23 protein-coding genes are annotated in these 26881 nt (G+C 52.0%); 17 read left to right on the top strand and 6 right to left on the bottom strand.

All coding sequences use genetic code 11. The annotated features are described in order from the left end of the window. Positions 1–6 precede the first annotated feature (6 nt). Both ABIC79_RS02535 and ABIC79_RS02530 read right to left on the bottom strand, forming a co-directional pair. A complete protein-coding gene (locus ABIC79_RS02535; RefSeq protein ID WP_013575179.1) occupies positions 7–939 on the bottom strand; it encodes an ABC transporter substrate-binding protein in 933 nt (310 codons plus the stop codon). Positions 940–1140: 201 nt separating this feature from the next. Beyond that, entirely contained in the window at positions 1141–2325 is a 1185-nt protein-coding gene (locus tag ABIC79_RS02530; RefSeq protein ID WP_354566519.1) for an amidohydrolase, read from the bottom strand. A 229-nt stretch (positions 2326–2554) separates the two neighbouring features. Between ABIC79_RS02530 and ABIC79_RS02525 the strand changes: the two genes are divergently transcribed. From ABIC79_RS02525 to ABIC79_RS02480, 10 genes are all read left to right on the top strand, one after another. Next, the gene (locus ABIC79_RS02525) at positions 2555–3541 is read left to right on the top strand and encodes an MsnO8 family LLM class oxidoreductase (RefSeq protein WP_015689769.1); all 987 of its coding nucleotides are present in this window, start codon (positions 2555–2557) and stop codon (positions 3539–3541) included. A gap of 9 nt (positions 3542–3550) precedes the next feature. Next, complete coding sequence (locus ABIC79_RS02520) at positions 3551–4888, top strand: LLM class flavin-dependent oxidoreductase (RefSeq protein ID WP_121019420.1); 1338 nt, start codon at positions 3551–3553, stop codon at positions 4886–4888. Between the two features lie 170 nt (positions 4889–5058). Continuing rightward, complete coding sequence (acuR, locus tag ABIC79_RS02515) at positions 5059–5727, top strand: acrylate utilization transcriptional regulator AcuR (RefSeq protein WP_119261480.1); 669 nt, start codon at positions 5059–5061, stop codon at positions 5725–5727. A gap of 105 nt (positions 5728–5832) precedes the next feature. After that, a complete protein-coding gene (acuI, locus tag ABIC79_RS02510; protein WP_013575184.1) occupies positions 5833–6810 on the top strand; it encodes an acrylyl-CoA reductase (NADPH) in 978 nt (325 codons plus the stop codon). 192 nt (positions 6811–7002) lie between these two features. Continuing rightward, positions 7003–7974: a chemotaxis protein gene (locus ABIC79_RS02505; RefSeq protein ID WP_013575185.1), complete on the top strand. Its 972-nt coding sequence runs from the start codon at positions 7003–7005 to the stop codon at positions 7972–7974. Positions 7975–8422: 448 nt separating this feature from the next. Next, positions 8423–9205, top strand: a complete 783-nt coding sequence (locus tag ABIC79_RS02500; RefSeq protein ID WP_112198312.1) for an alpha/beta fold hydrolase — start codon at positions 8423–8425, stop codon at positions 9203–9205. A 107-nt stretch (positions 9206–9312) separates the two neighbouring features. Continuing rightward, entirely contained in the window at positions 9313–9876 is a 564-nt protein-coding gene (locus ABIC79_RS02495) for a peptidylprolyl isomerase (RefSeq protein ID WP_013575188.1), read from the top strand. Positions 9877–9917: 41 nt separating this feature from the next. Next, entirely contained in the window at positions 9918–10244 is a 327-nt protein-coding gene (locus tag ABIC79_RS02490) for a hypothetical protein (RefSeq protein WP_013575189.1), read from the top strand. A 10-nt stretch (positions 10245–10254) separates the two neighbouring features. After that, positions 10255–11091, top strand: a complete 837-nt coding sequence (locus ABIC79_RS02485; protein ID WP_037034806.1) for an MBL fold metallo-hydrolase — start codon at positions 10255–10257, stop codon at positions 11089–11091. Between the two features lie 191 nt (positions 11092–11282). Then, positions 11283–12497, top strand: a complete 1215-nt coding sequence (locus ABIC79_RS02480) for an acyltransferase family protein (protein ID WP_112151842.1) — start codon at positions 11283–11285, stop codon at positions 12495–12497. Between the two features lie 162 nt (positions 12498–12659). Here the strand turns inward: ABIC79_RS02480 and ABIC79_RS02475 are convergent, their stop codons facing one another. Beyond that, entirely contained in the window at positions 12660–13547 is an 888-nt protein-coding gene (locus ABIC79_RS02475) for a LysR family transcriptional regulator (protein ID WP_013575192.1), read from the bottom strand. Positions 13548–14014: 467 nt separating this feature from the next. On the opposite strand from ABIC79_RS02475, the gene ABIC79_RS02470 reads away from it, so the two are divergent. From ABIC79_RS02470 to ABIC79_RS02455, 4 genes are read left to right on the top strand one after another with little or no spacing between them, the layout of a single operon-like run. After that, positions 14015–15442 (top strand): bifunctional 2-methylcitrate dehydratase/aconitate hydratase, encoded by a 1428-nt coding sequence (locus ABIC79_RS02470; protein ID WP_013575193.1) that lies wholly within the window; start codon positions 14015–14017, stop codon positions 15440–15442. A gap of 48 nt (positions 15443–15490) precedes the next feature. Beyond that, a complete protein-coding gene (locus ABIC79_RS02465) occupies positions 15491–16633 on the top strand; it encodes a hypothetical protein (protein ID WP_013575194.1) in 1143 nt (380 codons plus the stop codon). Between the two features lie 53 nt (positions 16634–16686). Next, positions 16687–17610, top strand: coding sequence for an aminoglycoside phosphotransferase family protein (locus ABIC79_RS02460; RefSeq protein ID WP_223509396.1), 924 nt, complete (start codon positions 16687–16689; stop codon positions 17608–17610). 28 nt (positions 17611–17638) lie between these two features. Next, positions 17639–19021: a DHA2 family efflux MFS transporter permease subunit gene (locus tag ABIC79_RS02455; RefSeq protein ID WP_013575196.1), complete on the top strand. Its 1383-nt coding sequence runs from the start codon at positions 17639–17641 to the stop codon at positions 19019–19021. A 79-nt stretch (positions 19022–19100) separates the two neighbouring features. On the opposite strand, the gene ABIC79_RS02450 is transcribed toward ABIC79_RS02455, so the two are convergent. The 3 genes from ABIC79_RS02450 to ABIC79_RS02440 are packed head-to-tail and all read right to left on the bottom strand — an operon-like array spanning position 19101 to position 22247. Next, complete coding sequence (locus ABIC79_RS02450) at positions 19101–20018, bottom strand: HlyD family secretion protein (protein ID WP_354566518.1); 918 nt, start codon at positions 20016–20018, stop codon at positions 19101–19103. Further along, positions 20015–20230 carry a DUF1656 domain-containing protein gene (locus tag ABIC79_RS02445; RefSeq protein ID WP_013575198.1) on the bottom strand — a complete coding sequence of 72 codons (216 nt, stop codon included), beginning with the start codon at positions 20228–20230 and terminating at the stop codon, positions 20015–20017. Before ABIC79_RS02445 ends, ABIC79_RS02450 begins: the two co-directional genes overlap by 4 nt. Continuing rightward, positions 20220–22247 (bottom strand): FUSC family protein, encoded by a 2028-nt coding sequence (locus ABIC79_RS02440; RefSeq protein ID WP_354566517.1) that lies wholly within the window; start codon positions 22245–22247, stop codon positions 20220–20222. Before ABIC79_RS02440 ends, ABIC79_RS02445 begins: the two co-directional genes overlap by 11 nt. A gap of 125 nt (positions 22248–22372) precedes the next feature. Between ABIC79_RS02440 and ABIC79_RS02435 the strand changes: the two genes are divergently transcribed. The 3 genes from ABIC79_RS02435 to katG all read left to right on the top strand — a co-directional run bounded on the left by ABIC79_RS02435 (position 22373) and on the right by katG (position 26880). Beyond that, on the top strand, positions 22373–23158 hold the full coding sequence (locus ABIC79_RS02435; protein ID WP_013575200.1) for an AraC family transcriptional regulator: 786 nt from the start codon (positions 22373–22375) through the stop codon (positions 23156–23158). A gap of 223 nt (positions 23159–23381) precedes the next feature. After that, positions 23382–24407 carry an LLM class flavin-dependent oxidoreductase gene (locus tag ABIC79_RS02430; protein WP_013575201.1) on the top strand — a complete coding sequence of 342 codons (1026 nt, stop codon included), beginning with the start codon at positions 23382–23384 and terminating at the stop codon, positions 24405–24407. A gap of 262 nt (positions 24408–24669) precedes the next feature. Beyond that, positions 24670–26880: a catalase/peroxidase HPI gene (gene katG / locus ABIC79_RS02425; protein WP_153375885.1), complete on the top strand. Its 2211-nt coding sequence runs from the start codon at positions 24670–24672 to the stop codon at positions 26878–26880. Position 26881: the final 1 nt, after the last annotated feature.

Raw genomic sequence — 26881 nt, 5'->3', positions numbered from 1 at the left:
TCCTGATCAGTCGCCCAGCCCCGGCGGGTTAATTTCAGAGTGATCGATTTTCTCGACGCTTTCGCCCCAGCGGTCCAGCACTTTGATATAAGCCCCGCTGGCAATGGCGCTGTTCAGCGACGCCTGCACGGCATCCACCAGGCCATTCCCTTTTTTCAGCGTCACAGCGATATTGGCGGTTTTCGGCCAGCCGCCCGGCACCGTGCCGACCAGTTTGGTTTTGCCGGTCAGCAACGCTTTATACGCGCCGGTGACGTTCGGGCCGAACGTGGCATCGGCGCGACCGGACTGGATAGCCAGCGTCGCGGCAGCGTCATCGGTGACATATTGCGGTTTCAGCGCCGGTAATCCTTTGGCCTGATTCTCTTTGTCCCACGCCAGCAACACGGCTTCCTGATTGGTGCCGGAGCCGACAATAATGCGTTTACCGGCGATATCCGGTGCAGAAGTAATGGATGTGATTTTGCTGTCGCTTTTCACGTAAAAGCCCAGCGTGTCCTGACGATAGGTGGCGAAATCAAACTTGGTTTTGCGGTCTTTGGTGACGGTAATGTTGTAGATGGCCGCATCGTATTTCCCCGACGTCACGCCCAGCGGCCAGTCTTCCCACGAAGCCGGAACCACTTTGAGCTTCAGACCTAAACCGTCGGCGACCAGACGGGCGATATCCGCCTCGCTGCCGATCACGGTTTTATTGTCACGGGCGTACAGCCCGAAGGGTGGGGCGCTGCCGAGCACAGCCAGCGCCACGGTCAGCGTACCCGGTTCGACAAACTTAAAGTTGGCCGGGATTTTTGCCACGGCTTCCGGGCTTTTCGGTGTATTCACCGGCGTTTCATTGGCAATCAGATCAATACCTGGCGCGGCGTATGCCGCTGATGAAAAACTTAATATTGCCGCGATGGCGGTGGCTGTGATGGTTACGCTATGTTTCATCATTATTATTTTTACCCTGCATTCTTATTTTAAGGGGTGATGACCGTGAGGTGACGCTTTCACTATTCCCGAGTGTTACAGGGATGTAAAACAACAAAATTAAATAATCAAAGAGAGAAAGTGGAAATACATTGCGCCGGAAATTTTGCACGAAAAATGCCCGGAATATCCGGGCGTGAGGAAATAAAGTCAGGTATGAAAAGGTTATTTTCCGGTTAATTCACTCAGCGCTTTTTCTGCCAGTTGCTGGAAATAATTCGCCGCCGGGTAAATAGCCGACTCATCAGGATTAAATTGCGGATGATGCAAGCCGAAATCGCTGGCAGAGCCGATGCTGACAAACGCACCCGGCACATGATGCAGATAAAATGCAAAATCCTCTCCACCCATTTGTGCCTGCGCCACTTGCGCGTTATAGCCAAATTCCGCAGCGGCCTGTAAGGCAAAGTCTGCCCAGCGCGGTGTATTCACCACCGCTGGCGGCCCGCCAAACCAGTGCAATTCGGCCTTCGCCCCCAGCGCATCTGCCACCCCGGTGATCACCTTGCGTATCCGCTGAGGGATTTGCTCGCGGATCCCGTTGCTGTAGGTGCGCACTGTGCCTTCCAGTTCCACGGTTTGGGGTAATACGTTCCAGGTGTTGCCGCCTTCAATACGGGTGACGCTGACCACTGCCGCCTCCTGAGCGCTGACGTTGCGGCTGACCACCGTTTGCAGCGCGGTCACAATGTGGCTGGCGGTGACAATGCTGTCGGTACCTTCTTCCGGATGTGCGGCGTGCGCGCCTTTGCCGGTCACGGTTATCTGGAAGCGGTCCACGTTGGCATAAAATGCGCCGCCTTTTGTCTCAAAGGTGCCGACCGGCAGTTCTGGCGCATTATGCAGGCCGAAAATCGCATCAACGTTTTCCAGTGCACCGGCTTTAATCAGTTGCGACGCACCGCCAAACCGTTCTTCAGCAGGCTGGAAAAACAACCGTACGCGGCCCGGTAGCTGGTCTTCCCTTGCTTTAAGCAGATGGGCCGCGCCGAGAATAACAGAGGTATGAAAATCGTGGCCGCAGGCGTGCATCACGCCGGGTTGTTGCGAACTGAACGGCACACCGGAGGCTTCTTCAATCGGCAGGGCATCGATGTCACCGCGCAGGGCAACAACCGGGCCGTGTTTCGGGCCAATTTCAGCCACCACGCCGGTTTTCAGCCCGAGCGATAAAATGCGGATCCCGGCAGCATTCAGCCATTGGGTAATCTTTTGCGTGGTCACAAATTCCTGATTGGATAATTCAGGATGCTGATGTAATTCACGGCGATAAGCGATGAGTTGTTCTTCCAGTCCTGTCTCATGTCGGGGGGCAATGCTATTTGTTTCTTCGGCAAGTGAAATGCTCATGGCAAATAACCTTATTGTCTGAAAATGATTGTTAAAGATAGGTAGCAAGTCATTTCATGCTAGTCAGACAGAAGCCAATCACTAAATACTCAGTCGCTATAATTTATAGTCGTTTTGCACAGTGGCCTGCATAGCAAAATACTGACTATAGAAACGTGTTTTTATTATTTAGCTTTGAACTTATTTCGTGGAACTCTTTTTATCACAACGGATAAAAAGGGATGCGCAGGTGAATTACCGACTGAGTTTATTAGATCAAAGCCCGATTAATGACGGGCAGACCGCTGCGCAGGCGCTAGACGCCACGCTGACTTTTGCGCTGGCAGCAGAAAAACTGGGCTATCACCGTTTATGGGTGTCAGAACATCACGATACTGAAAAGCTGGCCGGTAGCTCGCCGGAAGTGTTGATCGCCTGGCTGCTGGCGCGCACTTCCCGGCTGCGGATCGGTTCCGGCGGGGTGATGCTGCAACATTACAGCCCGTATAAAGTGGCAGAGAATTTCCATCTGTTGTCATCACTGGCGCCGGATCGCGTGGATATCGGCATCGGCAAAGCGCCCGGTGGTTTACCCCTGTCAACCAAAGCGCTGCGTGCCCACGCACCGGCCGAATCATCGCCTGGTTTCCCGGCGCAGTTACAGCAACTGACACATTATCTCACGCATCTGGATGACCATCTGGCGGGCACAGAAGCCCGTGCGTTGCCGCGTCCGCCGGTGGCACCGCAGCGATTTTTACTCGGTGCCAGCAAAGAAAGCGCGCGTCTGGCCGCGTCACTGGGCTGGAACTTTGTCTTCGCCGGTTTTATCAATGCTTCAGCGCAAGTGATGACCGAATCGGTGCTGGCCTTCCACGAATATTCCGCCGGACAAGGGCAGGCGCTGGTCAGTCTGGCGGCCCTGGCGGCACAAACCCGCGAGCAGGCCGCTGAACGGGTGACCGGCCAGCATAATTTTCGCGTCACGCTGGGCGACCGGCACGTTACGGTCGGTTCCCGCGAACAGGCTGAAGCCTTTGTGCGGCAGTCTGGTGCGACGCAATACCAGATCGAACAGCAGCAAATCAGCGTGCTGCACGGCACGCCGGGCGATATCCACGAGCAACTGCGCGATATTCAGCGCCGCCTGTGCGTGAACGAATTTGTTATTCACACTCCACTGACTGAAGCCGGTGTGCGGCTGAAGTCCATCGAATTGCTGGCTGGCCAGCTTTAAGGAGATTTCATGAGCCATTCAAAAAGTATCAAGCTGGGTCTGATGTTGCACGGTGCGGGCGGCCACATGAATTCGTGGCGTCACGAAAAAGCGCCTGCGGATGCCAGTGTCAATTTCCCCTATTTCCGTGATTTAGCCTTGCGCGCCGAAGCGGCTGGTTTTGATTTCCTGTTTGTGGCCGACGGATTACACATCAACGAAAAATCACTGCCGCATTTCCTCAACCGTTTCGAACCTGTCGCGTTGCTGTCTGCGCTGGCTTCGGCCACCCACAGCATCGGGCTGGCAGGCACTATTTCAACTTCGTACAGCGATCCCTTTACCGTCGCACGTCAGCTGGCGTCAATAGATAACATCAGTCAGGGACGGGCGGGCTGGAACGTGGTGACTTCGCCGCTGGCCGGTTCGGCGAAAAACTTCGGCAAAGACCATCCTGAACATGCGCTGCGCTATCAGATTGCCGAAGAATACATCAGCGTGGTGCAGGGACTGTGGGATTCGTGGGAAGACGGCGCGTTTGTGCGTGACCGCGAAAGTGGTGTGTTCTTCGACGCGGCGAAGCTGCATAAACTGAATCATCAGGGACAGTTTTTCTCGGTCGAAGGGCCGCTGAATATCCAGCGTTCACCGCAAGGGCAGCCGGTGATTTTCCAGGCTGGCGCGTCGGATGCCGGTATCGCGCTGGCGGGTAAATCTGCCGATGCCGTTTTCACTAACGCCCGGACGCTGGAAGAAGCACAGGAATATTCTGCAAAATTACAGGCACAGGTCAGCAAAAATGGCCGCCATCCGGTGGGGATTTTCCCTGGCATCAGCCCGATTGTCGGCAAAACCGAAGAGGAAGCCGAGGCCAAATATCAGTATCTTCTGTCGCTGTTGTCACTTGACGATGCGCTGGCCTATCTCGGGCGATTTTTCGATCACCATGATTTCAGCCAGTATCCGCCGGACGGCCCGTTCCCTGAACTGGGCGATTTAGGTCAAAACACTTTCCGCTCCACCACCGACAGCATCAAGAAGCTGGCGCGGGAGGAAAACCTGACGCTGCGTGAAGTGGCGTATCAGACCACGCTGCCGCGCGGCGAATTCTTCGGCACGCCTGAGCAGGTCGCCGACCAGTTGATCCGCTGGGTGGAAGAGGGCGGTGCCAGCGGATTCATCATCAGCGGACCGGTACTGACCGAAGCGCTGGACGACATTACCCGGCTGGTGTTACCGGTGCTGGAAGCTCGTGGCTACTGGCATCCCTCGCAGGCAACGACGTTGCGTGAGCGCCTGAATATTCCGTTCAAAACCAACCGTTACAGCGTGCAGGAAACCCGCCGCGAGACAGTGAACGAAAAATAGTTACAACATACTCATGCTGTATCACAGGCCCGCTCCGGTAACTCCGGGCGGGCTTTTTGCTTTGCAGGTTTTTTAGGTCCGGGACTTTTTACCCTGTAAAAACACTCACGGACTTGCCCGCCTAAAAAATTGGGCGTAGGCTTTCTGCAATTAAAAAACGATCGGTCTAAATGATGAGTGCTGAGCTTTCTACTGAACCTGACGTGCCAGTCAAACCGCGCCGCGGGCGTCCGCCGAGAACGGCACGCGAGTTTGATGATACGCGTGAAGCGCTGATCCGTTCGGGGCTTGAAGTGATCACCGAAACGGGCTACCTGTCGGCAGGCATCGACGCGGTGATTAAAAACATCGCGGTGCCGAAAGGATCGTTTTATCACTATTTCAAAAGTAAGCAGGATTTCGGCATGGCCGTTCTGACGGCTTACGGATCATTTTTCGCCCACAAACTCGACAAGTTTCTGCTCAGGGCTGAGGTGTCACCGCTGCAACGCATCGGTGCGTTTGTGACCCATGCCGGTGAGGGAATGGCAAAGTTTGAGTTCAGACGCGGCTGTCTGGTCGGCAATTTATTGCAGGAATCCCCGCTGTTGCCGGAAGATTTTTCGCAGAAACTCAAATCGATTTTGGGCGAATGGGAAGGCCGTGTTGCCACCTGTCTGGAAGAAGCCCGTCAGGCCGGAGATATCGCATCAGTCATGCCGCCTGCGCAACTGGCGCAGATTTTCTGGTCTGGCTGGGAAGGCGCGGTGATGCGCGCAAAACTGTACCGCTCGGCCGAACCGCTGGATCAGTTCTGGGCGTATTTCCGTCATACGCTGCAGTCACCTGTTCATTCATAAACTCGTCGGCCATAAATTCAAAAAATAGCACCTGCAATCATTACGTGAGTCATCGCATACCTCATGACAAAAACTTTAATCTCCTGAAATCATAAAGGGAAAAAAATGAAAGCATTGGTTCTGGAACAACAAGACAAGGCCACGCTGGCCGAAGTGAAAGAGATTGCGCTGCCGGACATGGCGGCAGGCGACGTACTGGTTGATATCAGCTGGTCAGGGCTGAATTACAAAGATGCCCTGGCCATCACCGGGAAAGGCAAAATCATTCGTCAGTTTCCGATGGTGCCGGGCATTGATTTTGCCGGCCATGTCAGCCGCAGTAACGACCCGCGTTTCTCCGTCGGGCAATCCGTCATTCTCACCGGCTGGGGCGTCGGCGAAACGCACTGGGGCGGTCTGGCGGAGCAGGCTTGCGTCAAAGGTGACTGGCTGGTCGCGCTGCCGGAAGGTCTGGCTGCGCGCAATGCCATGATTATCGGCACCGCCGGTTTCACTGCCATGCTGTGCGTCATGGCGCTGGAAGAGGCGGGCGTGACACCCGAAAGCGGCACCGTGGTCGTGACGGGTGCCAGCGGCGGCGTGGGTAGTACGGCGGTGGCCTTGTTGCATACACTCGGTTATACCGTGGCTGCGGTGACGGGCCGTGAATCTACGCATGACTATCTGCGTAAACTGGGTGCCAGCGAAATTCTCTCCCGCGATGATTTTGCAGAGACCCGTCCGCTGGAAAAACAAGTCTGGGCCGGTGCGGTCGATACCGTCGGTGACAAAGTGCTGGCTAAACTGCTGGCGCAAACCAACTACGGCGGTTGCGTGGCGGCCTGCGGTCTGGCCGGGGGCTTCAACCTGCCGACGACCGTGATGCCGTTTATTCTGCGCAACGTCCGTTTGCAGGGGGTGGATTCGGTTTCGGTTCCCGCTGAACGCCGTGCTGCCGTCTGGGAGCGTTTACTGAATACACTGCCGGATGATTTTTATCAGCAGGCCGCGACGGAAATTACCCTGGAACAAGCTCCGGCTGTCGCAGCCGATTTCCTGAACAATAAAATTCAGGGACGGACGCTGGTAAAAATCGGCGGCTGACCCTTTTTGCCCGGTATTTCCGTGATACCGGGTGCTTTCCCTTCAATTTTCTCCCCGCTATAAAGAATTCCTCCTGAGCGGCCGATATAAAGAATGTCCCTCTGAGAAAAAAGAGAATGGAATTCCTTATTTTCCGAATGACGTACAGCACAAACATAGTCAAAAACGAATAACAACAGGCATGGGGAAAGTATGGATAATTTTCAGAAAGAAATTGATGAGAGAACCAATCTCACTTCATCAAACCGGTTTGAGCTTTTGCTGTTCCGTCTGGGGACCTCTCCGGATGATGAGCAATCTGAACTTTTTGGTATCAACGTTTTTAAATTGCGCGAAATCGTGCCGATGCCAACGCTGACCAAAGCCGCCGGAATGGTCTCGCCGATGATGGGCATGGCGAACATCCGTGGCGAAATTATTCCGGTCATCGACCTGCCTGCCGTGGTGGGATGCGTACCAAAAACCGGCCTGAACATTTTGCTGGTCACCGAATATGCGCGCAGCACCCAGGCGTTTGCGGTGGAATCCGTAGACGACATTGTGCGTCTTGAATGGAGTCAGGTGCTGGCCGCCGAAGCCGGTGTGAAGAGCCGCAACATCACCAGTATTGCGCGTCTGGACAGCGATAAATCCAGTAACCGTCTGGCGCTGGTGCTCGACGTTGAACAAATTCTCCATGACATTATTCCCAACAGCAATATCAACATGGATAAGAAGAAAACCAGCGCGTTTAAACTCAAGCCGGGTACGGTGGCGATTGTCGCCGAAGACTCTAAAGTTGCCCGTCAGATGCTGGAAAAAGGCCTGAACATGATGGAGATTCCGGCGCAGATGCATGTCACCGGTCTGGAAGCCTGGAATAAAATCCGCAAAATGGCCGAAGAATGCAAAGCCCAGGGGCTGCCCATTTCCGATAAAATCTCCTTTGTCTTAACTGATCTGGAAATGCCGGAAATGGATGGCTTTACGCTGACGCTCAATATCAAGCGTGATGAATTCCTGAAAAATATTCCGGTGATCATTCACTCTTCATTATCCGGCAGCGCCAACGAAGATCACGTGCGTAAAGTGGGCGCCGACGGTTACGTGGCGAAGTTTGAAATCAACGAACTGGAAGCGGCTATTCATAAAGCGCTGGATGCGAAGAAAATCGCCCATGTGTAATTTCATCAAACACTGATGTATAAAAAGCCCGTTCTCTTGTGCGGGCTTTTTATTATCAGCGGCATACCGAACAACGTGCAGAAAAATTATTGCCTGCAATTCCTGCTGCGCAGCATTTCCCCGGTCAGTCTGTTTCTTCGCCACGTTTTCCCCTATTAAGATCCACCCCGTATCTACAATTTCGATAGTGATATCGAAATTATCCATTAGAGCGACGATAAGAATTGTTCTAATAATAACAGCGTTAACAACGTATTTAAGGCTGACCCTCATAACGAAAAAATTTATTTGTATGAAACTGAAAAAATAATATCAGCATGTCGTTATGAATACGTTGCGACTATGGCGTAGCAGAATTCATGGTTCTATAAGCAGGACGAGACGTCGGATCAGGTAATGCGTGACGGAGAGCCGACGAAACAGAAGCATAAAGAATATGGAGTATTAAATGTTTATCCGGCCACTTAAATTAACTCAGCACGTCGATGTGCAGGGTTCTGAAAATGCAACGACATTGGTACTTCTTCATTCTTTGGGGACGGATTTGCACCTTTGGGATTTGCAAATGCCGCGTCTGAGTGAGCGTTATCGTGTTATTCGCCTGGACATCCGTGGGCATGGATTAAGCGCAGTCGATTCCCTGCAGTTTTCAATGTCAGATTTGGCCGACGATGTCGTGGCGGCGCTGGATCATCTTCACATCAATGAGTTTTATGTTGCCGGGGTCTCAATCGGCGGAACAATAGCGCAATGGATTGGGTTCAAGATCCCCAAACGAGTTCAGGGAATGATCATTGTTGATACTGCACTGGTGAATGCCGCTCCGCCTTCGCTCTGGCGCGCCCGGGCTGAAGATGTATTTCACCACGGTGTTGAGCATCTCGAAATGGGGATTCTAAGCAAATGGGTCACACCGAAATTTATCGACTCGCCCTACGCGGAGGGTATGAAACAGATGTTGCGCCGCACTTCGGTTGAAGCCTTCGCGGGTTGCTCTTATGCCATCGCCGACACCGATCTGACCGATATGAATATTCCGGGGGTAAGGGCTGTGGTGGTCAGAGGAAGTGAGGATCAACTTACGCCTCCGGACTACGCGCAACGTCTGGCCGACAAGCGCAATGCCCAATTGCATACCCTACCCGGCGCCGCCCATTTACCGAATTATGAGCAACCCGAAGCGCTCACTGATGAAATCATCTCGTTCATTGATAACAAGAATACGCATTAACAATCAGCGCAGGCAGTCAGCGCCTGTAAGGACGTACGGGCGCTGTTAATGAGCAAATCTGGCATGGCAGACGATGAAAAGTCTGATGCGCGAACGGAGTAAATTCTATGAATCGTCGGTTATTTATTGGTGGAAGTCTGGGCTTGTGCGCGGGTGTTGCAATGCTTCCGGCTGCCTTCAAAGGGGTAATGGCTCAGAGAGATATTATCGAGATGCAACTGGAGAGTGGAACCGTGAGCATCCGCTTATTTCCCGATTTGGCCCCCGGGCATGTTGAACGCATAAAATCGCTGGTACAGGCCAAATTTTATGATGGCATGCCGTTTAACCGGGTCATAGAAGGCTTTATGGCACAAACGGGTGACCCGATAAAAGATACAGGGCTGGATTACACGAAATTACCGGCGCTGGCCGCAGAGTTTAACCGATTGCCTTTTGAACGCGGTACCGTCGGCATGGCCAGATCACGGCATCCGCACAGCGCCCGTCATCAGTTTTTCATCACCTCCGCGAGGGCGGGTTTTTTAGACCAGAATTACACTGCTTTTGGGAAAGTAACGAGTGGCATCGAGTTAATTGACCAACTCCGCCGGGGGGCTTCGGACATTGGCACGGTGGTCAATCCCGATGTCATAAAAAGCATGCGATTAGTGTCTGTCAGAGCCGTATAAAATAACCTGGCGGCGTAAATATCCATTCGAAGGAGTCGAAGATGCCCAGTATTACTCTCTATACCGCTGCAAGCCACCGGTTAGATGCAGAGGCCTTTGCGGAATTTTCAACGGCTTTAGCCCGTCTCGCCATAGAGATCCTGAAAGCGAAAGAAAATAATATTCACATCAGCTACCTCACCGCAGAGATAGGTTTTGGCACACCGGTCTATTTCGAAGCAAGACTACGCCAGGAAGTTTTCCGAACCCTGTCGGTGTTGGATGAATTCATGCATCAGGTTGATTTATTAATTAAGGAGAAGACAGGAGTCATAGCGAGAATTCGCTGTTTCTCTTTTGAAGCGGGTAATATTTATGCAAAGAACTAAGGAACGGATTATGAATGTTAATTTTCCAACAAGAGATCTCGGCGATATATCGGTTACTGCGGTAAGTGATGGATATCTGCATGTCGACTTCGGAATGCTTTCAAATGTGGATGAGGACGAGTGCAAGGAAATTCAGCGCAGTGCACAAGTCAGTGAACTCAATGCGGTGCATATTAATACTTTTTTAGTCCGCCAGAAGGGTAAAAATATTCTTATCGATAGCGGGGCAGGAGGCGTTAAGGGCTGGGGCGGCAAACTGGTTGCTAATCTGGATCTGCTGGGGATACAACCTGGCAATATTGACGCGGTATTACTCACACATGCCCATCCTGATCATATTGGCGGATTGTTAAACGCAGAAGGTGAGGCTGTATTTGCTAATGCCGAATTGATCATAAACAGCGATGAATTTAATTATCTGCAAGATGATGAAAATTTCGCTGCCGTCAGTGACCGCGTAAAAGGCAATTTCCTGCTGGCGCGAAGTATATTCAAAAAGTATCAGAAAAATCTTCGTCTCATCGATAAAGGCGAGGTATTTCCTGGTGTTTTTGCGATCCCGCTGAAAGGTCACACGCCGGGTCATACAGGTTACCGGATTGAGGGTAACAGAGATAGCCTGTTGATTTGGGGTGATATTGTTCATTTTCCTCATATTCAACTGCTAAAACCGGATGTTGCCATTGCCTTTGACTATGATCCTCAAATGGCGGCAGAGACACGTTCCCGCATACTTGAAAGCGTGAGCTCGGACAGCGTTCTTGTCGGTGGTATGCATTTTGGCGAACAAGGATTTGGTTATATTGAAAAACGTAAATCCGGATACGTGACCGTCGATATCCACTAGTTAAAACTTTCATCAGAACGTTCTGCTCTGAAAATACTTTATTTCCTGACCGGCAACGCAACGGTTAATTATTGGTAACCGGTCAGGCTCTGCTTAAGTTGCTTTGCCGCTATTTATTTTTGCTGTGTAACATTGTCGCTATGCTACTGAATAAATCTTCCGGTATAAAATACTATCCTCAGGGGGACACCATGAATCCTGCAATAAACAGAGAAATAAGTATTGATGCTATTCATGCTGACGCCATTGAAATGGCGGGGAGTCAGCCAATAACAACCGGGAAATTACCCCCGCAGACCAAACTTCCATCGCTTACCGGAAGCAGATTCTGGGCGGCTTTATTAGTTTTTTTATTTCATTCATCGCTACCCAGCGATCTCGCTCCCTTTTCAGATCCAACCATACAGCACATTTTCACCGTTATTGTGGGTAAAGCGGGCTGGCTCGGCGTTTCATATTTCTTCATACTCAGTGGATTCATTATGGTGTGGTCTGCGAGAGATAATGACACCGTGGGAGATTTTTACCTGCGACGTTTTGCAAAGATTTACCCTACGCATTGTCTGACCTGGGCTATAGCATTCATTATTGGTGCCATGAGTATCTATCAATATAAACTTTGGTCATCAAACCTTCTGTTATTGAATACCTGGGTTGATGATGTTCACTATTTTTTCGTCGGTAACAGACCCAGCTGGTCTCTTTGTATAGAAGCGATGTTTTATCTTTCTTTCCCCTTTCTTTTCAGGGTAATGAAGACAATACCTGAAAAATTCGATTTAGCCGGATTAATAATAGTAACGGCGGCATCCTTATTGGTTCAAACATATATTTACCTCTGGGTTGAGCCGGACAAGATGATGGGGGCGTTTCCGATCTCGCAGCAACACTTTTGGGTTTCGTATATTTTTCCCCCATCACGCATATTTGAATTCCTTGCCGGTATGTTTGCAGCCCGGCTGCTGATGAACGGACGAATGCTCGTGCTGACGAAAACGGCGTCGTTTACCCTGCTTGCAGCAACTTACATCGGTTCCATGTATATCCCTTACCAGTTCAGTATGAGCGTGGTTTTCATCATCCCGGTGTGTTTATTAATCGTTTCGATTGCGGGTGATGATTTAAAATACCGAAACACTCTGTTAAACAGTAAAACATCGGTGTGGCTAGGAGAAATATCCTATTCCTTCTATATGGTTCATTTCTTAGTGCTCTTTTATTTTTTGAATCTTACGGCAGGAAGAAAGTTTAGCTTACCGGAGGGAATTGCGCTTATCGCCGTCGCGTTGGTTTTATCCGTCTCATTTGCCTCTTTTTTATATAAGTACTTTGAAGTGCCCGTGATGAAATTAATACTGGAGAAGTGCAGAGCGAAAGCCTTAGTGGCTCTGCGTAAACCTTCATAACAGATAGCGGAGTATTGATCATCTTGTCGTCAGAATACGACGAACGGGGGAGAGCAGGCTTATTGGATGGGAGGGCATACGGCAGATGTATGCTCTCCCATTTGTATTTGAGATGAGGGAATTTCACTAACATGGGGAGTGTACGTGTGGGCTACGAATGCCTTAATAACCGATATTGTGCAGCCGGGGATCCTGAAAAAGTGAGGTCATTATGCCTCTGAATTTAGTGCTATCCAGATAAGGTGAATCTGTACGATAAACAAGCTCTATTTTGAAGTCATTGAACTGGCCACTGAGTTCATGAATTTTTATCTTATTTTGTACCTCGCCGCTGATAGAACAACGTAAAACTAACGACACGCCTTTGCCGGCAGCGATGCTGGAGAACAGTACGGGATAGGAACCACATTCTACCACCCGCTTAGGCGTGATATGCCCTTCATTAAAAAGAACATTATAATTGCGGGTAGTGGTTGCACATTTTTTGCTGCTGAGTAAAAAAACTTCGCCATCCAGACTGGAGATGTCTTTAATGGTGGGGTAATTTTTCTCTGTAATAATAACCAGTTCGCTGGAGAGTAATATGGAGCGTGCATGTTGCGTGTTTGAAAAACCTGCACCGATTATTACCGCATCAAATTCGTTTTGGTCGAAGGCATTAAGCAAGCTTATGGTGTTCCCAATCGAAATATCGATATTCCAGCCCAAATCATGACCTAAATCGATCAGTGAACTGACAATATAGGGGGGTAGACATTCGATTATGCCAATACGTATATTCAGCTGGCTATTTTTGGAGTGGGAAATGTTGTTTTTACAATCATCCGCAAGATTCAATATTTTAAGTGCGTAGTCATAAAGTATCTGGCCTTGCGCAGTCAGTGAGCACCCATCGGTTTTTCGATCTAACAGGGTGACATCCAGATTATCCTCCAGGCTCCTGATTCGGTGGGAAATACTCGATTGCACGCGATTCAGACGCTCGGCTGCCTGGGTTATGTTCCCTGTCTCCACGACTGTCACGAACGCAAGAAGTTCACTTAGCTTCATTTGAGACCTCATGCTAAAAATTAGTTCACCGTCACAACAATTATTTATATTCTGTATTAGTGAGTTTGTCACTATGTTTTAAAATCTCCGCTCCGGGCTACCACTGCGGGCACTGCGTGGCCACATCAGGGTGCGTGTCATTATTATTACCTTTCCGGCAGACATTAATTCTGAATTACGAATTTCAACAACAGACTGTGCTTATTTTCATGCTCTGTAACTCATGCTCATTTCCCTGAACTTCCCGTCCTCCTCAGCAGGCATTTTGTCAGGGCATCAATACTTTCGATGAATGCCTCGATTTTATTCGCTGGTCTTTTATTGCCATGCCCATTACGATTTTATGAGTGATGGAGAGTATTCTCATATAAATCAACGCGTTGTCTATTTCTATTATCTGGATATATATATTACCGGATCTCAATTACGTGTATTTCGACAATTCATTTTTGTTTATGGGGTGAAATATGGCGCATGCAGAGTTTGATGAGGTAATGGTTGAGCTGGTTGACTACGCCTATGAGCGGACAACCTTTGATAATGAGACTTTACGCCTGGCGCGTTATTGTCTGCTGGATTCGATAGGTTGCGCAATTGCCGCCTCTGCCGATCACGACTGTCTGAAACTAATGGGCAGCGCTCAGTTCAGCAAGAGCCAGGCGGGTGTCCCGGTTGTCGGTACCGGACTCAGACTGGGACCGATCGAGGCGGCCTTTCATATCGGTTCGATGATCCGCTGGCTGGAGTTCAATGACACCTGGCTTGCGCAGGAGTGGGGGCACCCGTCCGATAATCTGGGGGCCATCCTGGCTGCCGCAACCTGGCATAGCCTGACTGACGGTAATCAGCCGCCCGCTGATATGACAGCCGTCCTGAATACGATGATTCGTGCTTATGAGATCCACGGCGTGCTGTGTCTGTCGAACTGTTTTAATGCGCTGGGGATTGACCATGTGGTGTTGGTGAAAGTGGCTTCTGCCATCGCCTCAGCTCAACTCCTCGGCTTGTCAAAAGACCAGGCACTGAGTGCACTGTCCAACGCTATTATCGACGGTCACTCTCTCCGAACCTACCGGCATGCGCCAAATGCCGGTACCCGTAAGTCATGGGCCGCCGGAGACGCCACGGCGCGTGGCCTGCAACTGGCGCTGTTCGCGCAAACCGGTGAAATGGGTTATCCCACCGCGCTGACGGTCAGCCGGTGGGGATTCAATGATGCTGTTTTGCGGGGCAAACCCTTCAATCTGTCGCGCAACCTGTCAGATTTTGTCATTAAGAACATCTTGTTCAAGGTTCCCAATCCCGCTGAGTACCACGCCCAGACTGCTGTAGAAGCGGCCATTAACCTTCGGGAACGGATACTGGCAGCCGGGTTTACGTCTGAGAGCATCGAGTATGTGCGGGTAGAAACAACCCGACCGGCGATTCAGATTATTGATAAATCAGGGCCGCTGAATAACTCCGCCGATCGCGATCACTGTCTCCAGTACATGGTTGCCGTGGGGCTGCAGACCGGAAATCTGACGATTAAAGATTTCCACGAACCGCTCGCCAGCGATCCTCAACTGGATGCACTGCGATTGAAAATCACCTGCACTGAACGCCCTTCCTTTACAGAGAGCTACTACGACCCTGATAAGCGCGCCATTCCCAATGCGCTCTATCTGAAGTGTCATGGCATGACTGAAGAGATCTCTGAAACCATTGAATATCCGCTCGGCCATGTTCGTCGCCGTGAAGAGTGTTTCGGGGCGCTGCTGACGAAATTCCATCTGAATCTTTCAGACAGCCCGCTGCGTGACCGCGCCCATATTCTGGCCGAAACCCTGATTTCGGAATCGAAGCTTGATGCCATGTCCGTCACTGATTTGCTGAAAATGTTCTCCTGGGACTAGGCCGCATTTAACACATTTACCTATATTCATTTAGCGCGAGGTGATGAAGTGAAAAAAGCCATATTAGTGGGTTGCGGAGCGGAGATCGGCGCGAATTTGCTGATTCAGAATGATCCGGCGAAGGATGGTTTTGTTATTCAAACCGTCGTCACGAATCCTCCTTCTTTAGATAAACATTATCCTGAACTGCGTCCGATAGATGGCATTGTGGCCCGTCTGGCGATGGCGCATCCCGGCATCCAGTCTCACACCGACATTATCGATCATGACACCCTGCGGATCGACGGTCGTGAGGTTCACTTTTTCTTTGGTGATCTTGCCAAAGATCTTCCTCCGCAGACAGGTCGCTTCGACATTGGCTTTATCGCAACCAGCAAGCTGGATATGGACAAAAACAGCCCTGTCGCCCGCAACATGCAAGAACTCGCGGACGTGGTGCTGGGCGTTGCAGAGGCCAACGAACTGCCGAGTATCTATGGCTGTCTGGAAGATCTGACCCGCGATGATATCGACACGATACAACGCCAGGTGGTCGGTTCGGGCATGTATTGCCTCGGCTCCTGCCAGACCAATGGCATGCATGCCTCACTGCGCGTACTCACCGAGGCGCTCAGGGCTATCCAATGCAACGCCTCGCATATTGTGTCGGTTGAAACCGATATCGTGCATCCGGATACGCCTAACGGTGTACTCGGCACCCGATCGTTTGAAGGACGCCTGCAGGATGCGCGCGACAATCTCCGTCCGAGCTTCTCACAAATTGCCATGAGTCAGGACAAGGTGATGCCCTGGGCACCGTTAGTGAATACCGTCTCATTACGCGCGCCTGTGCATGCACCCGGCTATCAGATTAACCGTTTCATCGTTAAGGATGGCGGTGCGTTAACCACCGGTCTCATTGAGGCGGCGATTGAGCGGGTGAGCGGGACGCATCCTCATGTTGTGAAAGCATCGCGGTCACCGTTAGGAAGCCGTGCATATGCCTTCGAGCGCCGGTGTTCAACCATTCTTTCCGATCAGAATCACTTGCTCATTCTCCGGCCAGCCTATCTGGCCAGTCAGAATTTGAGTGAGGTCATCATCCAGTCGTTTGTTAACAACACCGTCGGCTACAGCGCTGTGGTACGTGCTGTAGCGCGCAGCCTCGCGCTTGGCCTGCCAGTGGCAACTTTCCAGGGGATTGAAAAATGACAAGCTCACATACTGTAGATTTTTTGAGTTCAGGCTTCGTTGTGAAGACGGCCATGTCCGAAATGTTCAATGGCAAACTGAAAGCCGAAGTCGATCAGATCCGGGCATTGCACGATATTTATCCGGAACTGATGGTGCCGGTCTTGCACGACGGGCTGGCAGCCGGGCGGCAATTTTATATTCTCGAGAAGATGGATTCCCTTCCGCTGTCCAGGATCGTCTTTGACGAACAACGGTCGCTGGCTGAGCGCAGGATGATCGTCAGAAACGCACTGGAAAATGTACAGAAAGCGATCAGCCTGGAATCAGAAACCTCGTCGGCAATAACCCACGAGATGCCCGCCAGATTACAGGAAGAGTGGGAAGGCACGCGCTTCGCTCATGAGCTGTTTGATAAACCTATTCTGCTTAACGGGGTGCGTTTCAGTACCACGGCCCGGGAAGTCTATGAAAGAGCGCTGGAGCTGGCCCGGACTGAAGAGTTCAGATCGGTAGAAAAAGCCCATTTCAATTTTCACTTCGGCAATGTGCTCTATAACGAGGAGCATGCTCAGACACGTTTCATTGACCCTGACTTTTCCGTCCGCGGGCTGGATCCGCTTTTCGGCTTCTCGCGGTTTGCTTTTTCGTTCTGGCATGAGCTTGCGGCAGAGGTAAAGGATGCAGTCAAAATGGTCCCGATGGCGGATGCACTGATGTTCGTGCTGGCGAAGCCGGACTACGGCAGCATTCTTAGCGAGATCCCTGAGTTAGGCGGTATTTCCGGCCTGCTGCCGCTGATGGGGGAAAGTATGCGCAACCGGTTCTATGTCCTCACCACCTACTGTTTCCTGAGGAGTATCCGCATCAACGGCAGTAAACAGCCCTGGAAAGCGCCGCGCTCTCCCGTTGTTGCCAGCCCGGAAGAAGTGCTGATGCTGGGCCTGCTGGCCTACCTCGAAGGACCGGTTGCTGAGGCTGAAAGCCTCTGTGCGTAATTTCAATTCAATATAGGATGATAAGGATATGTCGCTGGTAAGCAGTAGTCCCTTAGAACAAGGATTTGAGGCGCCAAGGCGCTATCTGGCGGCTGCCGCCATTTTGATTGGCGTGGTTATGGCGGCGCTGGACAGTTCCATCGTCAATATTTCCTTGCCCTCTATTGCGGAGGCTTTACGGGTAGATTCAGCCTCTGTCATCTGGGTGACCAACGCCTATCAGGTTGCCAGCGCTGCAACGATGTTGATCTGTGCATCGCTGGGTTCGAGGATAGGGGAGCGGCGCTTCTACACCGCGGGCATGGTGCTGTTTACGCTGGCATCGCTGGGCTGTAGCCTCTCCCCGACCTTCGGCATGCTGGTTGCCATGCGTATACTTCAGGGGGTGAGCTATGCGGTCATGATCAGCGTCGGGCTGGGTCTGTACAGGGTTATCTTTCCGCCGCATACGTTGGGCACCATTTTAGGGCTGAACGCGCTGGCTTTTGCGGTGGGGACGGCCATCGGCCCGGCGTTAGGCGGCCTGATCATCTCTTATCTGGACTGGCCATGGTTGTTCTATATCAATCTCCCGCTGGGTGCACTTGCCATTGTCTTCTCCCTGATCTCCCTGGGCGTCGATACTGAGAAGGAAAAAGGCTTCGACTGGGGAGGTGCGGTGACCTCAGCCGTCGCTTTAGGGCTGATGGTCATCGCTGTGGATCAGATCGGGCGCTGGGATAGCCGCATACTCATGCTTTGCGGCGTCGCCTCGGTGCTGCTGCTGGCCATCTTTGTCAGCGTGCAGACGCGCTCAAAAAGCCCGTTGTTGCCGCTCGATATATTCCGTTCAAGGCGGTATACCTTTGCGGTGATCTCTTCTGTCTCAATGTTTGTGGCACAGGGGATGGCGCTGGTGGGGTTGCCCTTTGTACTGCAGCATGCCTATCACTATTCGGTGCTGGAATCGGCGTTCATCTTTACACCGTGGCCGGTTGCCGTTGCAATCTGCGCCCCGGTGGCGGGCAGGCTGTCCAATCGTTTAAATCCTACCCAGATATCGACAGCCGGCGTGGTGATTTTCTCTCTGGGTTTAGGATCTCTGGCTCTGTTGCCGCAAGCGGCGACGGTGAATGATTTTCTCTGGCGCGTGGCGGTTTGCGGGATTGGCTATGGACTGTTCCTGCCGCCGAATAATAAAGAGATGTTCTCGAATGTGGCACCGAACCGAACGGTCACGGCCTCGGGGGTATTGTCAACCGCCAGGACAGCAGGGCAATCCATTGGTGCGGCGCTGGTCGCGATGGTTATTGCACTGTTGAACGGACTGACGGGGCAGGCGGGGGCACAGTTCGCCGTCTATGTCTTCGGGCTGGCCTGTCTTATCTCTGCGCTATCTTCTGTCTCAAGTATGCTGCGCCTGCACCGTTAACAGAGGTTATGCGTTATGCCCGCCGCAGGATAAATGCCATCCTGCGGCGGCTTTTCTGACGGATGGGTTATTCAGGCATTCACCGTTCAGATGACAAAAAATCCGCATACCCTGCTTTAGTGTCCGCGCTCTTTGACGCGTTAATGGCGATGCTGGCAGTCATGCCCGCCACTAATTCGACCCCGTTGGGCAGATGATCAATATGGATGCGTACCGGAATACGCTGAGCGAGTCGCACCCAGCTAAACGTGGAATCTACATCCGGCAGGCCCTGGCTACCGGGTGCGTCATTGCTATCATCTATCCCGCGACCAATGCTTTCTACGTGGCCTGTCAGCGCAGGTGCATATCCCATCAGCACGATTTTTGCCGTGCTACCGACATGAATACGCTGCATTTTCGTTTCCTCAAAATAACCCACTACCCAGAAACTGCTGGCATCAATAATGGCAACTTTTGTCTCCCCCGCGTTGGCATAATCGCCGGGACGCAGTCTCAGATGCGTGACATAGCCGTCTGCCGGAGAATGAATTGTCGCGCGGGAAAGATTGAGTTTTGCCAGTTCCAGCGCGGCCAGTGCCCCCTGATATTCCGCCGCCGCAACGCCCGCCGCACTGCTGGTATTTTGTATATCTTCTTTAGAGATTACCCCGCTAATCTGACTGCGACGTCTGGCAGCATCCTGACGCATTTGCATTTCATTTCGCTTCGCATCAACCTCAGCCTGAGCGCTGAGCACCGCCAGTTTCAACCATTGCGGATCGATTGAATAAAGAATATCTCCGCGATTAACCCATTGGTTATCCATCACGGCAACGCGGTTTACCGGCCCGGAAACATCTGGCGTGATTTGCACCACATCTGCCCGTACCCGACCGTCACGCGTCCAGGGCGTCTGTGCATAATGTTTCCACAGCATGAAGGCAATAATGGCTGCCACCATGACGGCGCTTAGTGTAAATATATAGCGGCCTAACAGCGAAAAAAATGGTTTCATACTGATAATCCTGACGCGTCCAGCCCCTGCATTAACAAGGCAAAGATAATAATAAAAGTCGTGAAATCAATGAGCGGCCGGCAGGGTAAACGCCGATAGAATCTGCTAAAAGATAAAAAGGGTGTGATTAAAATCGTGCCGGAAAATGCCATCAAAGCCATGACTAATAAGCCAGGCAAAAAGACGCCACCGATATTAATGTCAGTAATCATGTGACTGTTCCTTATCCCTCTCTTTTAATGCACAGTTTTTTAACGCACAGTGCAGATCAATAATATGCTCAATAAGAGCGTGCGGTTGTTGATGTGAAACCGGCGGGTTAATGGCGAGTATCAGGCTAATACGTTTCTGTAATTCACCGGGCTGCGCACCGCGGGCCAGCAGGTTGAGAAGTGTATTTACCTGTAATGCGGTTTCTCCCTCCAGCTTATTCAGTGAGCGTTTTAAATAAGTCACTGCAAGTCCAATATTTAAATAATGCAGCAGGCTATTTAGCACCGAGTCCGCCGTCTGGTTACTGCGCGGGAGCCGGGGCAGGATCAGGGCAGTTCGATCTATCATCAGATTCACCCAGGCCACATCATTCATGGATGAGAGACCCTTTGCGCGATATCTGATGTCACGGCGACATCGGTGCAGCAGACGACGGATAGCAGAATCCGCCTGTACGGTCTGTAATAAACCCATACTGACCACGGCATAGCCGGTTGCGGCAAATAACGCGACCGCCGTGTTGATGGCAGTGGCAAAGTCACCACTGTAGCGCGCGCCTAATTCAGACAAGATGGGCAGTGTCAGCGTGATGCCCATAGCCATGAACGTGGTGGGCGGTCTGGCCTGCAGAGATCCGGCCAGCAAATAAGCAGGCGCAAGTACCGCAACCAGCACACTAAATTCGGTCACCTGGGGAAGAAGGATGAAGCTATAAATCAGGCTGATAATCACGCCATAGACGGAGCCTGCAATATATTTAACGATATGAGGAACCGGCGTGTCGAAACTGCCAAATAATGTGCAGCAGACGCCGAGAATCGATACCGCTGTGGCGCCATCGGGCCACGCGGAGTAAATCCACAGCAGACAGCCACTGAAGATGATGGCAAACGCCCCCAGCGCAGCACGCGCAGCCGTAAAATGATCCCGGTGATAAACGTAACCTTTTGCCTCTTCGGCTCCATCAATCATATGCTCAGGTTTGGCCAAAAGGAGGGCATGAGAAAGCTGTTCGCATTGCTGCAAAAGCATGATTGTCTCTTCCAGCCGTTTGACAAAATTAACGCGCAGCGCTTCTTTAAAATTTAATTCGTCAGCGGATGACCGTTGTTGCAACGCCACACAACGTCGCCGCAGCCTTTCAGCACCGGCCTTACGCGCGGTTGAATCCTCACAGGCGAGCCAGTCTGTGATCTCACGGACCAGCGTCGCAATGCTGTCCGGTAAGAGGTTTAATTCGTGCAGATAATCATGTAACTGGTTACTCACAACTAAGAGCCGCGACAATCTGTCATGTATTAACTGACGTGCTTTACGTGATGATTTTGATATCGCGAAGTCATAGGGCAGATGATGACCAAACCCGTCAAGGGACTGTAACGTCAGCGCAAGCTGAAGCTGCTTTTCTTTCTCGCCGGCTTCTCTTTTTAACGTGTCAATCACCATCCGGCGGGCATCACGCTGTGTTACCGCGAGCTTGCTGTTGAAAAGACCCGTAATGCGTTTGGGTATGACATAGCGGTGGATAAAGCTGGCACACAGGATCCCGATCATGATCTCCTGTACCCGGGTGATGGCGATGTCAAAAATCGCGCCGGGTTCGAACACCGCAGGAAAACCAATAAGACTTGCCGTGTAGCCCGCCAGAACAAAAGCATAGGCGCGGGGGGTACGGTCAAGCTGCGAAAAATAAAGGCAAAGTGTTATCCAGCCGGTCAGTACCAGACTGCAAATTATCGGTGTGTTGACAAAATTGGGCACAATCACCACCGTCATCGCCGCGCCTGTGATCGTGCCCGTCAGGCGATAAACGCTTCGGCTCAGTGAGGCACCGACGGACGTCTGCGAAACGATATAGACAGTAATAATTGACCAGGAAGGCCTGTCCAGACCGACAGACAAAGCGATGTAATAGGCCAGCATGGCAGCGGTAAACGTCTTGGCTGAATATAACAACGCATTCGCATCGTTAAGAAGCAAGGAGGAGGGGAATGCCCTGCGTAAAGAGTTGAACATGAGAGTAATGGCCCCTGGCAAGCGGTGGTGGCAAAAGAGTCATTTGCGTATACCGGCAATTATTGCCAGATTACTCAGGGGTGGAAATACTCTATACTGCCAGAAAATACCTGAATCCGGCCAATATGACGCTTTCCCGCGACGTTATTTCACTTTTTGATCCCGACTCCACCGGCTGTGCGGCTGTGGCGCGCCACATTGATTTCACCGAGTACGAAGCGGAAGTCCCCGTTCACACCCATCGAAAGGGACAGTTCATCCTTGCCCTTTATGGTGCGGTAACCTGTCGGGCTGAGAATGACATATGGATTGTGCCGCCTCACTGCGGCGTATGGATCCCCGGAGGAACTCCCCATAGTGCGAGAGCCACCTGGAATGCGCATCTCAGCTATTTATTTGTTGAGCCGGGAGCCGCCGCACTACCAGAACAATGCTGCACATTTGCTGTTTCTCCCCTTATTCGCGAACTGATTAGTCGTCTGGTCGGGGAAGATGCGCATTACCCGCCGGACAGCCATGCGGCACGGCTGGCACGGGTCACGCTTGATGAACTGGTGAATATGCCGCAGCAGAATTTTAATTTGCCGGTCTCAGAAAATCCCAAAATACGAGAGATGGCCGATGCGCTGGTCAGCCATCCGCAAGACCGCAGTACATTGCGTGAGTGGGCAAAACGCCTGGCATTAAGTGAACGTTCCCTTGCACGACTTATGGTGCGCGAAACAGGGCTTTCATTCGGACGCTGGCGTCAGCAACTGCATTTGATTATTGCGCTACGGGGGCTTGCCAGCGGTCAGTCCGTACAAAATGTGGCGAATGAATTAGGCTATGAGTCAGTCAATGCTTTCATCACCATGTTTAAGAAGTCTGTCGGCTGCACGCCTGCGCTCTATTTTAGTGAAAGAAAATAAGCCTGATACGGCCCGCGGACGATGACCTTCAATGCGCCGTGGCGAGGCATCTGCTGCCAGAAGCCGCAAAATTCCCCGTTGTTAATCAAATAAACTGAATCAGTATGTTAAACAAATGATATTTATTCTCATCCTGAGTCGCGTAAAGTAAACCCATCACTAAGCCCTGTTCCGCATGACAGAGACAGGGCACCGGTTTACGGATTATGAGGATGAAGACGCTATGAAAAAGATTGGATTTTTATCATTCGGGCACTGGACGCCATCCCCCCAGTCGGGCACGCGCTCGGCGGCTGATGCCTTATTGCAATCTATCGATCTGGCTGTCGCAGCCGAAGAACTGGGGGCCGATGGTGCTTATTTCCGGGTGCATCATTTTGCGCGCCAGCTTGCGTCGCCTTTCCCGTTGCTGGCAGCCATCGGCGCGAAAACCCGCAAGATTGAGATCGGTACCGGCGTTATCGATATGCGCTATGAAAATCCGTTGTATATGGCGGAAAGCGCCAGCGCTGCGGATCTGATTTCCGGGGGGCGTTTACAGCTCGGTATCAGCCGTGGTTCGCCTGAGCAGGTCATCGACGGCTGGCGCTATTTTGGTTATCAGCCGGAAGAAGGCGAAACGGAAGCCGATATGGCGCGCCGTCATACAGAGAAACTGCTTGATGTCCTGCGCGGCGAAGGTTTTGCGAAACCTAATCCGCAACCGATGTTTGCGAATCCGCCGGGTTTGTTACGCCCTGAACCCTATTCTGCCGGGCTGCGTGAACGTATCTGGTGGGGCGCGGGCTCGAATGCTACCGCCGTCTGGGCGGCGAAACTGGGCATGAACCTGCAAAGCTCCACGCTGAAAGATGATGAAACCGGCGAGGCGTTCCATATTCAGCAGGCGCAGCAAATTCGCGCTTACCGTCAGGCCTGGGCTGAGGCGGGGCATGAGCGTACACCGCGTGTGTCCGTCAGCCGCAGTATTTTCGCCCTGATGGATGACCGCGACCGCGCGTATTTTGGCGGCAGCGGCGATGATGGCGACAAAGTCGGCTTCCTCGATGAGAAAACCCGGGCGATTTTCGGCCGCAGCTATGCGGCGACACCGGACAGATTGATCAAATTGCTGAAGCAGGATGAAGCGATCGCCGAAGCCGACACCTTATTGCTGACCGTTCCGAATCAGCTCGGCGTCGATTACAACGTGCATGTGATTGAGTCAATCCTCAAATATGTCGCCCCTGAAATGGGCTGGCGTGAATAATCGCTGAAGAAAGTTTCAGAAACCCAAAGCCCGCATGAGGAAACTCAGGCGGGCTTTTTGCATTTTGAGACGCTGACAGAGAAACCTCTGTCAGTCAGGGGCTATTCTATAATCAGAGCGGGTGGCATTTTGGTGATAAAACCCGCAAAAATCGCGTATAAGTCCTAAGGCAAAATCTATCAAATACATAGGGTGATTCAGATGTGACTGGTTTCAATCCGCGTATAGAGTAGCAATGAGACTACATAACAGGAGTGTGAGCATGAGCAGTTCTATTGATGAAGAAGCAAACGACGCAAAGCCAATTGTTGAAGCAGACAGAGAAGCCGGTGCCGGTAAATGTCCTTTCCATGAAGGAAACTCAAATAAAGCCTCTGGCGGCGGGACAACTAACCGTGACTGGTGGCCTAACCAGCTCAGGGTTGACCTGCTGAATCAGCACTCAAATCGCTCAAACCCGTTGGGCGAATCCTTTGATTATCGTAAAGAATTTGCCAAATTAGATTACTCCGCACTGAAAGCCGACCTCAAAGGGGTGCTCACTGCGTCGCAGCCCTGGTGGCCGGCGGACTGGGGCAGCTACATCGGTCTGTTCATTCGTCTGGCATGGCACAGCGCCGGGACGTATCGCTCCGTCGACGGACGCGGCGGTTCCGGTCGCGGCCAGCAGCGCTTCGCCCCGTTAAACTCCTGGCCGGACAACGTCAGTCTGGATAAAGCGCGCCGTCTGTTGTGGCCGGTGAAACAAAAATACGGTCAGAAAATTTCCTGGGCCGATCTGTATATTCTGGCGGGTAACGTCGCGCTGGAAAACTCCGGTTTCCGCACCTTTGGTTTTGGTGCCGGGCGTGAAGACGTCTGGGAACCGGATCTGGACATTAACTGGGGTGATGAAACCACCTGGCTGGAACACCGCCATCCTGAAGAGCTGGCCAAATCGCCGCTGGGCGCAACGGAAATGGGGCTGATTTACGTCAACCCGGAAGGGCCGAATCACAGTGGTGATCCGGCGTCGGCTGCGCCGGCCATTCGTGCCACGTTCGGTAATATGGGCATGAATGATGAAGAGATTGTCGCGTTGATTGCCGGTGGTCACACACTCGGTAAAACACACGGCGCAGGTCCGGCCGATAATGTGGGTGTTGACCCGGAAACCGCACCGATTGAATCACAAGGTCTGGGCTGGAAAAGCAGTCACGGAACCGGTGTCGGTGCGGATGCCATCACCTCCGGCCTGGAAGTTATCTGGTCGCAAACCCCGACGCAGTGGAGCAATTACTTCTTCGAGAACCTGTTCAAATACGAGTGGGTGCAGACCCGCAGCCCGGCAGGGGCGATTCAGTTCGAAGCCGCTGATGCGCCGGACATTATTCCTGATCCGTTCGATACCTCAAAAAAACGCAAACCGACCATGCTGGTGACCGATCTGACCCTGCGTTTTGATCCGGAATTCGAGAAAATTTCCCGTCGTTTCCACGGTGATCCGCAGGCCTTTAACGAAGCTTTTGCCCGTGCATGGTACAAACTGACCCACCGCGATATGGGGCCGAAAGCCCGTTACATCGGACCGGAAGTGCCAAAGGAAGACTTAATCTGGCAGGATCCGTTGCCGGTGCCGGTCTATCACCCGACGGCTGGCGATATCGCGCAGCTTAAAGAAAAAATTGCCGCTTCCGGCCTGAGCGTCAGTGAACTGGTCTCGGTGGCGTGGGCGTCAGCGTCGACCTTCCGTGGCGGTGACAAACGCGGCGGTGCGAACGGTGCGCGTCTGGCGCTGCGTCCGCAAAGAGACTGGGAAGTGAATGCCATTGCAGCCCGCGCACTGCCTGCTCTGGAAGCTATCCAGCAGTCATTCCAGAAGGTGTCTCTGGCGGATGTGATCGTTTTAGCCGGTTCGGTTGGTATTGAAAAGGCGGCGAAAGCGGCTCATATCGACATCGAAGTGCCTTTCACGCCGGGTCGGGTGGATGCGCGTCAGGATCAGACGGATATTGAGTCGTTCGAACTGCTTAAGCCTAAAGCGGATGGTTTCCGTAACTACCGTGGCGAAACGGCCAATACATCGACTGAAAATCTTCTGATCGACAAGGCTCAGCAACTGACCCTGACCGTGCCGGAATTAACGGTGCTGGTCGGCGGATTACGTGCGCTGGGGGCTAACTACGACGGCAGCAATCTGGGCGTGTTCTCGGAAAAAACCGGTGAGCTGAACACGGATTTCTTCGTCAACCTGCTGGATATGCGTACCGAATGGAAACCTGTTGATGGCTCCGGTGAGCGTTTTGAAGGTCGTGATCGCGTCAGCGGAGAAGTCAGATTCGCCGCCACGCGTGCCGATCTGGTGTTTGGCTCGAATGCCATATTACGTGCCAACGCGGAGGTTTACGCCAGCAGTGACGCCAAAGAGAAGTTCGTGAAAGACTTTGTCGCCGCCTGGACTAAAGTGATGAATCTGGACAGATTCGAGCTTTGAT

The organism is Rahnella sp. 2050 (assembly GCF_040544515.1).
Classification (GTDB): domain Bacteria; phylum Pseudomonadota; class Gammaproteobacteria; order Enterobacterales; family Enterobacteriaceae; genus Rahnella; species Rahnella aceris.
This window is presented reverse-complemented; position numbering and strand designations above follow the sequence as displayed.